This is a genomic window from Lentibacillus sp. CBA3610, from assembly GCF_013373365.1.
Classification (GTDB): Bacteria; Bacillota; Bacilli; order Bacillales; family Amphibacillaceae; genus Lentibacillus.
Map to the genome: position 1 here is coordinate 485,331 of NZ_CP035925.1, position 12,550 is coordinate 497,880.

The following is a 12,550-nucleotide window of genomic DNA, read 5'->3' on the forward strand; positions in this document are numbered from 1 at the left end:
TAATAACGGGTGATAAAGATGAAAGCAAGTGAATTGGAAACGAAACGATTTGATAAAGCATTGGATGAAATCCTTGATTTGTTCAACAATCTTGAGGAAGATAAGCCTGTTATTCAGTTTGATGCGGAGGTCCTTGAAAATATTGAACGTGCCAAGATTAAATACGGCAGTGATATGGTCGATGAGAAAATCAATACAGTTGTTCACGAAATGCTCTCCTGGCTTGACCTTGACGAGGTGCAAACGGAGGAAGAAGAAAATTCAGAAGCGGATGATGATAGCGAGGAGTAACTTTTGATGATAGAGCTGTATGGTTGATTTTCCGGATGGCGATGTGTCACGCTTAAGCTATCATGAAAGTATATGGGGGCGTTTTGTATGAAAGGTGTCGTCGTTAAACAAGGGGACACGCGAAATGAATTGGAATTGGCAACCATGTCACAACCAGAGCCTGCCCATGATGAACTGCTGATCAAGGTTCATCATGCCGCAGTGAACAGGACAGATATCCTGAACCGGGAAGGCAAGTCGGGCTATGCCGTGAATCCCATTTTGGGCGTTGAAGTGGCCGGAGAGGTCGTGGATACGAATGGCAGCGAGCTTTTTGCTGCCGGTGACAGCGTAATGGGACTTGTCAATGGCGGCGGGTATGCTGAATACGCGGTGATGCCGGCCGATCGGGCGATGAAAATCCCTGAATCGTTATTGTTTGCTGAAGGGGCTGCCATTCCCGAAGTATTTCTGACAGCCTACCAAACATTGTTTTGGATCGGTAAATTACAGCATCAGGAGACGGTTTTAATCCATGCCGGTGCTAGTGGTGTCGGAACAGCTGCCATTCAATTGGCTAAACAACTTTGCAATGCACAGGTGATTGTGACGGCCGGATCGGAAAGAAAATTACAGTTTTGTCGAGAGCTTGGCGCAGATATTCTAATCAACTATAAAGAGCAGTCGTTTGATGAGGAAATTTTGACGAAAACAGATGGTGAAGGTGTGGATCTGATTCTTGATTTCATCGGTGCTGATTACTGGGATAAAAACATAAACAGTATTAAACATGGCGGCCGTTGGGTTCTTATAGGCGTGCTTGGCGGGGGCGAACTCTCAAATGTCAATTTAATGTCAATCATGTCCAAGTATATACAGCTGACAGGAACCTTGCTGACACCAAGAAGTGATGCCTATAAGGAGGAACTGAGCCAGGAATTTTCCCGGAGAGTGACTAAGTATTTTGAGCGAGGAAAAATCCGTCCGATTATTGACCGCGTCTATTCAATTGAAGAGGCAAACGAAGCCCATAAGTATATGGAGGATAACCGAAATATCGGAAAGATTATCCTGGATATGAATAACGCGTGATGAATATGTATGTAATCCGCAAGCTTTTTTAAAAAAGTTTGCGGAATTTTTGGCTTGGAATAAGAACGTTTGTTTCATTTCCGGATATTTTGTGGTATAATGCGAACAAGAGTTCTTTAAGGGGGTTGTCTGTTATGGATCGTTTGCTTCAAAAGGCCGTACAAACCGGACAGAAGCTTGAAATGATATATCTTGATGCTGACAATCACGCAAGTCAGCGGGTGATTCGTGTGCTCGGAGTCAATCAGGACACAATAAAAGCGTTTTGTTTCACGCGCCGGCAAATCAGAACATTTAAAACAGACAAGATTTTATCAATCAGTCCAGCCCCTCATAAACGAATGGGAGCATAGACATTTGAAAATAAACCGGCAGTACTGTTGCTGAAAATTGGCCGGTTTATTTTTAACCATATCTAACTGTCAGCATTTTGCAGTAATTCTTATCATATGCTTGTATAAACACCTGTAAGCAATTGTATTTCTAATAGAAGCAGGAATATCAACAAATAACAAATTTTCTTAATAGTACGTTTACTGGTAATATTGCTTTATGGTAGAATAATAGAAACCTTTAGGGAGGGGACTTTTAGTGACTCGAAAAACATGGAAACAGATTAGTATTGTTTTACTCTTGATTGGCCTGATCAGCTTGTTGGCAGCTTGTGGCTCCGGTGGTGAGGCTGATGGTTCAGAAGGTGGTGAAGGTTCAGGTGATGGCGGTGAATTACAGGACTCATATACTGTGGCTACCGATTCATCATTTGTACCATTTGAATTTGAAGAAGATGGTGAGTATGTCGGGTTTGACATAGATTTAATCAATGCTGTTGCAGATGAAGCCGGATTTGACATTGAATTGGAAATAACCAATTTCGATGGTATCATCCCGGGTCTGCAAACAGGCTCGTTTGATATTGCGATTGCCGGAATAGGTATCACTGAAGAGCGGGCAGAGAAGATTGATTACAGTGATCCGTACTATGAATCTGGTCTGGCTATAGGGGTACAGGCAGATAATGACGATATTAGTGGTATTGAAGATCTTGAAGGCAAATCAATCGCTACTCGCCTTGGTTCCACAAGTGCGGAGTATATTGACGAGAATATTGAGGATGCCGAGGCGAACCAATACGAACAGCTTGACCAGGCTTATTTAGCTGTTGAGAACGGCAGTGATGACGCCGTTTTGTATGATGCGCCGAACGTTAACTATTATATTCAGACAACAGGCGATAACCTGAAAGTAGTCGGGGATTTATATCAGGCTGAGAATTATGGTATTGCGATTTCCCAGGGGCAGGAAGAATTGGTGACCGCCATTAATGATGCTTTGGCAACCATTCGAGATAATGGCACATACGATGAAATTTATGAAAAGTGGTTTGGTACAACACCTGAATAATCATAGTGAAAGACATGTGCCATAATCAAAATCCGGAAAGCTAAGGCTTATCGCCATTAGTATTGATAGGCCTTAGTTTTTTCATTTACGGAAACAGGAAAAGTGTAAAAATCATCTATCTGCATAGGTACAGATAAGGCTATCGCCACAAAAGTTGGCGAAGAGCCAAGTTTTCGGGGAGAGGTGGTTGAATGATAGGAAGATTTAATTGGGCTGGTGTTGTCGAATTTTTACCGCAGTTATTTACCGGTTTGTATTATACATTATTAATATCTGTTGTCGGGCTTGTAATCGGCTTTGTTCTGGGCGGAATTTTCGGCCTTGGCCGGATTTCAAAAAGCAAAATTATTCATGGTATTTCTGTCGTATATATTGAAGTGATCCGGGGAACCCCTGTCCTGGTACAGGCTATTTGGATTTATTTTGCACTCCCGCTTATTATCCAGTTTGAGATAGGGTCGATAATAGCGGGTATTATTGTTATTGCCTTAAACTCCGGGGCTTACATAGCAGAAATTGTACGAGGAGCCGTTCAATCAATTGACAAGGGGCAAATGGAAGCAGGTCGTTCACTTGGTCTTAACCATGGACAAACCATGCGCTATATCATTTGGCCTCAGGCATTCAAGCGGATGATCCCGCCGCTTGGCAACCAATTTATCATTAGTATTAAAGATACATCGCTTTTATCGGTCATACTTGTTCCGGAACTGATTTTCCAGGGACGTCTGATTGCAGCGAACCATTTTAATGCCGTTGAAATTTACACGACGGTTGCTGTCTTCTATCTGGCGATTACACTAACATTATCCTTTGTTCTGCAGCGAATGGAAAGGAGGTTGGATATTCAATGATTGAAGTAAAAGATTTGCACAAAAAATTTGGTGATACAGAAGTTTTAAAAGGCATCGATTGTGAAATCAAACCATCTGAGGTTGTTTGTGTAATTGGTCCAAGCGGCTCCGGAAAGAGTACTTTCCTGCGCTGTTTAAATATGCTGGAGCCGATTACAAGCGGTGAAGTGATTGTTGACGGTTTTAATCTGAATGACCCGAAGACCGATATCAATATGGTGCGCACAGAGGTTGGAATGGTTTTTCAGCAATTTAATCTTTTTCCGCATAAAAAAGTGATCGAAAACTTAATGCTTGCTCCTCAAAAAGTACGTAAAATTTCGGATGAGGAAGCACGTGAACGCTGTTTGAAATTGTTGGAAAAAGTCGGACTGGAAGACAAAGCTGATCAGTACCCGCAGCAACTATCAGGCGGTCAGCAGCAGCGGGTGGCGATTGCCCGTGCGCTGGCGATGGAGCCTAAGATGATGCTGTTTGATGAACCGACATCGGCATTAGACCCTGAATTGGTCGGAGAAGTGCTGGAAGTGATGAAACAGCTGGCCAATGAAGGAATGACGATGTTTGTCGTGACACATGAGATGGGATTTGCCCGTGAAGTTGGTGATCGGGTTCTGTTTATGGATGACGGGATCATTGTTGAAGAAAATGTTCCGGAAGAATTGTTTTCCAATCCACAGTCAGAGCGCACACAGGAATTTTTGAATAAAATTTTATAGCGCCATAATTGCTAAGGCAGGCCGCATCAGCCTGCCTTTTTCAGATGCCAGAGGTCAGATTGGCAGGAATCGGTGAGTTAGCCGATTTCCGTATTGAAAACGTTATCCTAAATTTTATACTTTCTTTTCGATTAATAAAACAAGCTGACTTGAGCCTGCTTATTTCGAAATGGCCGTCAATTTCCATTTATTTGGGAGCATTTTTTAAATTGCCTTGGTTTATTTTACTCAGACAGGGCTTCAACATGTTTAAACATGCTCAACGATGATTAATCCGTTTTGACGAATAGAACTATTCTCTTTATTCTTAAAAAGAATGCTTTTTTAAATACCTTAGGAGGTGGAATCATCTTAAACAGCAGTAACAGTAGTGTCATGACTAAAACAAAGGAAGATGAGGGAGAGCTTGTTTTTCGCAAGCCGACAAAAGATGATGGAGCAGACGTGTGGGAGCTGATTAATAATACAGGCGTTCTGGATCTTAATTCGTCCTACAGCTACCTAATGTGGTGTGAAATATTTTCCGAAACATCCATCGTCGTTGAAAGAGAGGATAATACGGTAGGCTTTATTTCAGGGTTTATTCATCCTGACCAGCCTGATACGCTGTTCATTTGGCAGGTGGCTGTCGATGCATCAGAGCGTGGCAGCGGACTCGCAACCAGGATGTTGTATCAGCTGCTTAAACGCGAAGGCTGCGGCGAAGTCAATCATGTGGAAGCAACGGTTTCCCCATCGAATACAGCATCACAGCAATTGTTCAGAGGACTTGCGAAAAAGTTGCGTACAAAATGTGTTATTCATGACTATTTTACATCTGATGATTTCCCGAAAGAAGGTCATGAAGATGAGCTATTGTTTAAGATTGGACCTATTCAAAAAGAAAAAATTTTAGTGGAAGGGTGAAATGGTGACAACAACAGTAATTGAAGATAATAAGATGAAAACATTTGAGGAACTGGAATCAACCGTAAGGAGTTACAGCCGTGGCTGGCCGGCCGTTTTTGAACAAGCAAAAGGCTACAAAATCTGGGATACGGATGGAAATGAATATATCGATTTCTTTGCAGGTGCCGGTGGATTAAATTATGGACACAATGATGACAACATGCAGGCAAAAATGATTGAATACATTCAAAATAACGGTATCCTTCATAGTCTCGATATGGGAACCACGTCAAGGGAAACGTTCCTTAAACGGTTTAACGAGGTTATTCTTAATCCCCGTAACCTTGATTATAAAGTGATGTTTCCGGGACCCACCGGAACAAACGCGGTGGAAAGTGCACTGAAAATTGCCCGTAAAGTAACCGGCCGCGATACAGTCATCAGTTTCACAAATGCTTTTCATGGGATGACAATCGGTTCACTGTCTGTAACGGCCAATTCATTCAAACGTCACGGTGCAGGTGTTCCACTCCATCATTCGGTATCAATGCCATTTGATGATTATGTGGAGAACCAGGATACAATCGCTTATCTGGAACGCTTTTTGGAAGACAGAGGAAGCGGTGTTGCCCTGCCGGCAGCTATCATTCTGGAAACCGTTCAAGGTGAAGGCGGCATTAATGCAGCCGGAATGGAATGGTTGAGGAAAGTGGCTGACCTTTGCAAACAGTGGGATATTTTGCTGATTGTCGATGATGTCCAGGCGGGATGCGGAAGAACAGGAACATTCTTCAGCTTTGAACCGGCCGGAATTGACCCGGATATCGTCTGCCTGTCAAAATCGATTGGCGGAGCTGGTTTGCCAATGGCCCTTACACTGATCAAGCCGGAATATGACCAATGGGGACCAGGTGAACATAACGGCACATTCCGCGGTAATAATCTGGCGTTTGTTGGTGCAACCGAAGCGCTCGCTTATTGGGAAACAGATGCGTTCACGAAATCCATTCAGGAGAAAGGTGTTGTGTTGCGTGAAGGCATTGAGTCCCTGGTTAACAAATATCCTGAGCTTGAAGCCCATCACCGCGGCAGAGGCTTGATGCAAGGTATAGCAGTCGACAAACCGGAACTGACCGATCAGATTTGTTTTGAGGCGTTCCAGCGCGGTTTAATTGTTGAGACATCCGGTCCGGAAGATGAAGTTGTCAAATTTCTCCCTCCGCTTATTATAGATAAGGAAGGTATCAAAAAGGGACTTGCGATTTTAGACGAAAGCATAAAAGCAACCCTTGGCTAATAAAGTAAACACTATTGCAGAAAAAAATGAAAGAGGGGACAGCAAATGATTGTAAAATCACTTGAGGATTTAATTGGAACAGAAGACGAAACTTACGATGAGAATTGGTCCAGCCGCCGCTTCATCCTTAAAAAAGATGGTGTTGGCTTCAGCATGAATGATACGATCATCAAAGCCGGCACAGAAAATTATTTCTGGTATAAAAATCATATCGAAGCCGTTTATTGCATCGAGGGAGAAGGCACCATCGAAAAGGTGGAAAACCGGCGACGTCTATGATAATTAAAGCTGAACAATGGTATCTGTAGAACGAAACATGATAAGCATATCCTTTGTGCCAAGACACAAATGCGCATGATATGTGTCTTCAATCCGCCACTCGTCGGAAAAGAAACACATAATGAAGAAGGGTATTACCCGCTGTTGACGGAATAACAGGATCGGTGCATTTGCCCGGGTTATGGTGTATGAGCCATAATCCGGGTTTTTAAATTGGGTTGTTATGAAAAAGCAGCGAAACACCTAAAAGCGTGAAGGAAACCTATAGCCAGACGTAAACCCGAATAGCCGACGCAAACATCATTTCTCAAGTCCGAAACGTCCTCCGAAAGCGGCCAAATCGTCACAGAGAAAGCCTCTCAAGTCCAAAACGGCCCCCGGTAGAGCTCAAAACGTAAGAGAGAAAGCCTCTCAAGTCCAAAACGGCCCCCGGTAGAGCTCAAAACGTAAGAGATAAGGCCTCTCAAGTCCAAAATGGTTTCTATTACAACGATGCCACACAAGCCAGTATTTTATACGAGAATCGTTTTATATCAAGACGCTATCGATACGGATATTTACCATCTTTAATATCAGCAAATCATGCCAATGCACTTGCCTCTGCCCATGTTGCTTTGTCCATGCCGTGTAAAATCCATGGGGTGGGCAGTTCAAAAGGATGTCCGGCGGGAAGTGTCTGTATCTCTTCCTTAGTTAAATCCATCCATATGTATGTTTCATCATCGGTAAGGGTTTTTAATTTTCGGTAGTCTGCTGCAATCGTTTCCCATAATCCACGCTGTTCTGCCATATCGTGCCATGGGTAGACTGCATGCAAATAATGGTACTTTTTCTGGTCGTACTTCGTGATTAGAAATCGTGTTCCAGACGCGTTTTCGTAAAAAGACCACTGCTTTAAATCGTCGTCCTGAAACAAATCAGCTGACCCCGGAAACGGATAATAGCACTCATAAGGGAAAATGGCACCGGTTTGGGCGTAAAGCTTGTTCACCCATTCCCGTTTACGTGTCAAATCAGTGACTGGCTGCCACGGACGTGCGTTTGATTCCATGACAGAGGTATCCTCGGTCTGCGCCCCATGCAAGGCGATGTATGGTGCCAGGCTAACTTTTTCCAATACGCGTCGTGCGGGGAGATTATCCTCCTCTGTATTCGCTCCCACCCAATGAATGTTACTGAGTTTAAATGCTTCATTCATTACATAAGCCACTATCTCTGTCGCATAGCCGTTCCCCTTAAAACGCCGGTCGCTTCTCAGTCGTCCAAGCATAGCGTAATGGTTCGCATAAATCGTATAACCACTCATGCTTACCATTTGACCGTCAAGAAATAAACCGTATAACCGGTTATTGCCCGTTATGAGCTTGTCAAATATGCGAGGGATATAGTCAAACTCAATACCTGTGTCCATTGCTTCCAAGTGTGGATAGTCCCTGCTGTCAAGCATTCGAATGGTCTTGTTCATATGATGCACACTCCCTGCGTTATTTTCCTGTTAATAGAGTATCATGTCATGATGTGTCGGGAAAGCATTTAACTTTGATAGGATCACTGTACAAAATTTTCTGTCAGATGGTTGCCACCTCGCCGCCTAAGTTCTATAATGGTACTTATTCAACTTAATTATGGAGTGATGTCAGTTGCCAATTAATGTATCAAAGGAATTACCTGCAAGCGATGCGTTAAAGCAGGAGAAAATTTTTGTTATGGATGAGGATAGAGCCCGGACGCAGGATATTCGTCCGCTTAATATATTAATCTTGAATCTAATGCCGGAAAAGGAGCGGACGGAATTACAGCTGCTGCGGTTACTCGGTAACACACCGCTTCAGGTCAATATCAGTTTTCTCAGAACCGCGACACATCGCCCGACGCATGTGAGCTCCCATCATCTGGAAAATTTTTATACGACGTTTAATGAGGCCAAAAATCGCCGTTTTGATGGGCTGATCATCACTGGCGCGCCAATTGAACATCTGGCATTTGAAGATGTTGCTTACTGGGATGAACTGACAGAGATTATGGATTGGGCGGCTGCAAATGTCACCTCGACCTTTCATATATGCTGGGGAGCCCAAGCGGCCTTGTATTATCATTATGGTGTGGGAAAATATGAACTCACCGAAAAATGTTTCGGTATTTATGAGCATCAAATTTCCGATCCGACTGTAAACCTGGTCCGCGGCTTTGACGATATTTACCATGCCCCGCACTCACGGTATACCAGTGTGCCGAGAGAGGCGATTGAAGCCAATTCGGATTTGACGCTGTTATCTGTTTCCGAACAGGGCGCGCCATTTATCATCATGTCCAACGATGCCAAGAACATCATGATTACCGGCCATATGGAGTATGATGCGACAACCCTTGCCGAGGAATATGAACGTGATCATACGAGAGGCGTGAAGACGGCTATACCGGAGAATTATTTTCCAAACGATGATGTCAATCAACAACCACCTCACAAATGGCGTTCACACAGCCACTTACTGTTCTCAAACTGGCTGAATTATTATGTTTATCAGGCTACGCCGTTTGAATGGGATTAGAATCCAAGTGGTCTATGAGCTGCAAGCCTTATTATGAGGTTTGCGGCTTTTTAATTTTTGGTATCTAATCAATTGAATGATCAATTTTTATGGACGGCTCGTTTATGGAATTATTTTTACCGTTTAAGTTGACAAAATGACAACAATTGTTGACATAATGTCATGATATCGATATAGTTTAAATAGTGCTTAGTCGGAAACTCGCTTTTAGTCTAAAGGAAGGTGCATAAGAGTTGGAGTACGCTTCGAATGATTTAGGTAACTTGATCAAAGGTCTTATGAACGAAAAAAAATTATCGACGAGGAAACTTTCGGAACTATCGGGCATTCATTCTTCTACCATTTCTCGCATCATCCGTGGGAAACGAAATGCAAACCTGCATCATTTAAGCAAATTTGCCGAGAATTTGGATGTTCCTATCACAACTTTATTGAATACGGAAGGTTACACCAGAAGTACAGAACAACAAGAGGAAACACGGGTTAATGTATCAGAGGATCGTATTAAAAAGATGCTTGAAGCGTTTAATATGTCACAATATAACTTTTCCAGACTGCGAATTGATGAACACTTAAAAGCTTATGAAACATATTGTGAAACGGATGAAGGGCAGCAATCTATTCATCGTGATTTTAATATGAAATTATCAACAATAGGCAGTATTGGTCCTTATGTAGATCAGTTGAAAGAAATATATAATCGTTATGTCTTAAAGAAAGGTTCTATTAAAGAACTTTCGATAATGGGGATCGCTCTTTTATATTTTATTATCACAGTGGATGTGATTCCTGACTATGTGTTACCTGTCGGATTTTTGGATGATGCGTTTGTCGTTCAATCCGTGTTGCAGTCAATTCCCGGAAAAAAATAAATGGAAAGGCCGAAACCAATGCAACAAGATCGTAATAGACTGCAAATGGATACCAATCTTCTAGTGTTAATAGGGATTTTATTTATATTTAGTTTGCTGGCCATTTATAGCGGATCTGGTCAATATGTGCAGGAAGATCCACTTTTCTTTGTCAAGCGGCAAGTTATGTGGTATGTCGTTGGCACAGCGCTTATGCTACTTGTGGCATATTTTGATTATGAATTATTGGATCGTCTGTCAATTTTCTTGTATGTTGGGGGAATTGCTTTTCTTTTTCTTGTCCATTTTTTTGGGGTAACGAAAAATGGATCACAACGTTGGATCGATTTAGGCGTTATGGAGCTGCAGCCCTCTGAATTTATGAAGATTTTTTTAATTCTTTTGCTTGCGAGTCACCTAAGCAGAATGGGCAGTGAACGTATTTCCTTTAAGGCCAGTATTCCGGTTACTTTAAAGATAGCTGGTTACAGTCTTCTGCCATTCTCACTCATTTTAATTCAACCGGATTTAGGGTCCTCACTGATAATCGTAACTATTACACTTACGTTAATCCTTGTCTCAAGTATATCCAGGAAAATGATAGGTATATTGGTTACTGGTATGATTAGTTTAGTTGCTGCTTTTTTAGTTATATATCAATCTTATTATGATGTCCTTACAAAAGTATTCAAACCCCATCAACTGGGAAGAATTTATGGTTGGTTAAATCCGAATGAGTTTTCTTCTGATTATGGTTATCAATTAAAACAAGCGGTGACGGGAATTGGTTCGGGGCAATTGACAGGCTCAGGATATAACCAGGGTGTTCAAGTACAAAATGGCAGTATCCCAGAGGTGCACACCGACTTTATTTTTGCAGTTATTGGGGAGGAGTTTGGGTTTTTGGGCACAAGTCTATTAATCTCTATTTATTTCTTACTCATTTATCGCATTATTATTATTGCACTTTCTGCTAATCATTTGTTTGGTATCTATATTTGTGTTGGAACCATTGGCTTACTGACGTTCCAGGTGTTTCAAAACATTGCCATGACCATTGGCTTAATGCCCATTACAGGTCTTGCTTTACCACTTGTGAGCTATGGTGGAAGTGCGTTATTGACCAACATGATTGCTTTAGGTTTAGTATTCAGTGTCCAAATGCGTTCTAAAAATTATCTGTTCAGTAACTAGTGAGCTGGGAGCCGAGGTGTTATGATACGTCAAAAAGTGAAACAGATGGACCTGCCATTAATTATATGTATACTGATTTTAATCGTGTTTGGCACTATGATGGTTTATAGTGCCAGTTATGTACAAGGTGATATTCATTTTAATGACTCCCGCTATTTTTTTACTAGACAAGTGATATGGTTCGGGATTGGGATTCTATTCTCCCTGATAGCTGCGTTAATACCCTACCGGTTATATAGCAGACTAAGCCCTGTTTTTGTTTTGTTATCGATTTTATTGTTGGTGCTTGTGTTAGTGCCAGGAATAGGTGTTGAGAGAAATAATTCACAACGATGGATACAGGTTGGCACCTTTCTATTCCAGCCGACTGAAGCGGTGAAGCTATGTATGATTATTTACTTTGCTGCCATTTATGCTAAGAAGCAGTCTTATATTACTCAATTTAAACAAGGCGTCATGCCCCCGCTTCTTATATTGGCTGTTGTATCTTTGCTGATCTTGCAACAACCGGATTTAGGTTCGGCATCTTTATTAATCATGGCTTGCGGTGTTATTGTGTTATGCGCCGGTGTTCGGTTTCCTCATATTGGGATATTACTAGGCGTTGGTATAACCAGTTTTAGTTATTTTTCTTTAACATCGACCTATCGTTTCAATCGATTAACATCCTTTTTGAATGCTTTGGAAGATATGGCCGGAGAAGGTTATCAGTTGGTTAACAGCTATGTTGCCATTGCTTCGGGAGGATTTTTAGGGAATGGACTTGGCAATAGTGTACAAAAAACCGGTTTTTTACCGGAAGCGCATACAGACTTTATAATGGCGATTATTGTAGAGGAATTAGGGTTTTTCGGCTTGGGCATTGTCATATTCTCTTATATATTTATTATGTTTCGGGGCGTGAAAATTGCTAAAACAATGGATGATATGTTCCCGAAATTACTGGCAATAGGATTGACATTTCAATTGATGCTTCAGGCTATCATTAATTTGGGTGCAGTGTCCGGAATGTTACCAATAACTGGTATAACCCTTCCGTTTATAAGTTATGGTGGATCTTCATTGGTTTTTACAATGATTACGGCCGGTATTTTAGTAAATCTTTCGTCACAGGTTCCTAAAAAAGTGTAAGTCAGGACGTATCACCATCCCG

Annotated in this window: 13 protein-coding genes and 1 pseudogene; 13 read left to right on the forward strand and 1 reads right to left on the reverse strand. The window is 41.9% G+C overall.

The features are described from left to right. Positions 1 to 18: 18 nt before the first annotated feature. The 9 genes and pseudogenes from Len3610_RS02510 (at position 19) to Len3610_RS02550 (ending at position 6,959) form a co-directional block, all read left to right on the forward strand. Positions 19 to 291 (forward strand): hypothetical protein, encoded by a 273-nt coding sequence (locus Len3610_RS02510; protein WP_176446568.1) that lies wholly within the window; start codon positions 19 to 21, stop codon positions 289 to 291. 87 nt (positions 292 to 378) lie between these two features. Continuing rightward, on the forward strand, positions 379 to 1,362 hold the full coding sequence (locus tag Len3610_RS02515) for an NAD(P)H-quinone oxidoreductase (protein WP_176446569.1): 984 nt from the start codon (positions 379 to 381) through the stop codon (positions 1,360 to 1,362). Between the two features lie 134 nt (positions 1,363 to 1,496). Next, positions 1,497 to 1,715, forward strand: coding sequence for a WYL domain-containing protein (locus Len3610_RS02520; protein WP_176446570.1), 219 nt, complete (start codon positions 1,497 to 1,499; stop codon positions 1,713 to 1,715). A 238-nt stretch (positions 1,716 to 1,953) separates the two neighbouring features. Further along, the gene (locus Len3610_RS02525) at positions 1,954 to 2,766 is read left to right on the forward strand and encodes a transporter substrate-binding domain-containing protein (RefSeq protein ID WP_176446571.1); all 813 of its coding nucleotides are present in this window, start codon (positions 1,954 to 1,956) and stop codon (positions 2,764 to 2,766) included. Positions 2,767 to 2,957: 191 nt separating this feature from the next. Continuing rightward, entirely contained in the window at positions 2,958 to 3,620 is a 663-nt protein-coding gene (locus Len3610_RS02530; RefSeq protein ID WP_176446572.1) for an amino acid ABC transporter permease, read from the forward strand. Then, positions 3,617 to 4,339, forward strand: a complete 723-nt coding sequence (locus tag Len3610_RS02535) for an amino acid ABC transporter ATP-binding protein (protein WP_176446573.1) — start codon at positions 3,617 to 3,619, stop codon at positions 4,337 to 4,339. Before Len3610_RS02530 ends, Len3610_RS02535 begins: the two co-directional genes overlap by 4 nt. Before the next feature lie 375 nt (positions 4,340 to 4,714). Beyond that, positions 4,715 to 5,245: a diaminobutyrate acetyltransferase gene (ectA, locus tag Len3610_RS02540; RefSeq protein ID WP_176446574.1), complete on the forward strand. Its 531-nt coding sequence runs from the start codon at positions 4,715 to 4,717 to the stop codon at positions 5,243 to 5,245. A 1-nt stretch (position 5,246) separates the two neighbouring features. Next, positions 5,247 to 6,524, forward strand: a complete 1,278-nt coding sequence (gene ectB, locus Len3610_RS02545) for a diaminobutyrate--2-oxoglutarate transaminase (protein WP_176446575.1) — start codon at positions 5,247 to 5,249, stop codon at positions 6,522 to 6,524. A 45-nt stretch (positions 6,525 to 6,569) separates the two neighbouring features. Next, positions 6,570 to 6,959: pseudogene (locus Len3610_RS02550) on the forward strand (ectoine synthase). 424 nt (positions 6,960 to 7,383) lie between these two features. Here the strand turns inward: Len3610_RS02550 and Len3610_RS02555 are convergent. Then, positions 7,384 to 8,268 carry a GNAT family N-acetyltransferase gene (locus Len3610_RS02555; RefSeq protein WP_176446576.1) on the reverse strand — a complete coding sequence of 295 codons (885 nt, stop codon included), beginning with the start codon at positions 8,266 to 8,268 and terminating at the stop codon, positions 7,384 to 7,386. A gap of 175 nt (positions 8,269 to 8,443) precedes the next feature. Between Len3610_RS02555 and metA the strand changes: the two genes are divergently transcribed. From metA to ftsW, 4 genes are all read left to right on the forward strand, one after another. Next, positions 8,444 to 9,352, forward strand: a complete 909-nt coding sequence (metA, locus tag Len3610_RS02560; protein WP_176446577.1) for a homoserine O-acetyltransferase MetA — start codon at positions 8,444 to 8,446, stop codon at positions 9,350 to 9,352. A gap of 233 nt (positions 9,353 to 9,585) precedes the next feature. Beyond that, on the forward strand, positions 9,586 to 10,224 hold the full coding sequence (locus tag Len3610_RS02565) for a helix-turn-helix domain-containing protein (protein WP_176446578.1): 639 nt from the start codon (positions 9,586 to 9,588) through the stop codon (positions 10,222 to 10,224). Positions 10,225 to 10,269: 45 nt separating this feature from the next. Then, on the forward strand, positions 10,270 to 11,397 hold the full coding sequence (gene rodA / locus Len3610_RS02570) for a rod shape-determining protein RodA (protein WP_255259876.1): 1,128 nt from the start codon (positions 10,270 to 10,272) through the stop codon (positions 11,395 to 11,397). A gap of 21 nt (positions 11,398 to 11,418) precedes the next feature. Next, positions 11,419 to 12,528 carry a putative lipid II flippase FtsW gene (gene ftsW, locus Len3610_RS02575; RefSeq protein ID WP_176446580.1) on the forward strand — a complete coding sequence of 370 codons (1,110 nt, stop codon included), beginning with the start codon at positions 11,419 to 11,421 and terminating at the stop codon, positions 12,526 to 12,528. The last annotated feature ends 22 nt before the right edge of the window (positions 12,529 to 12,550 follow it).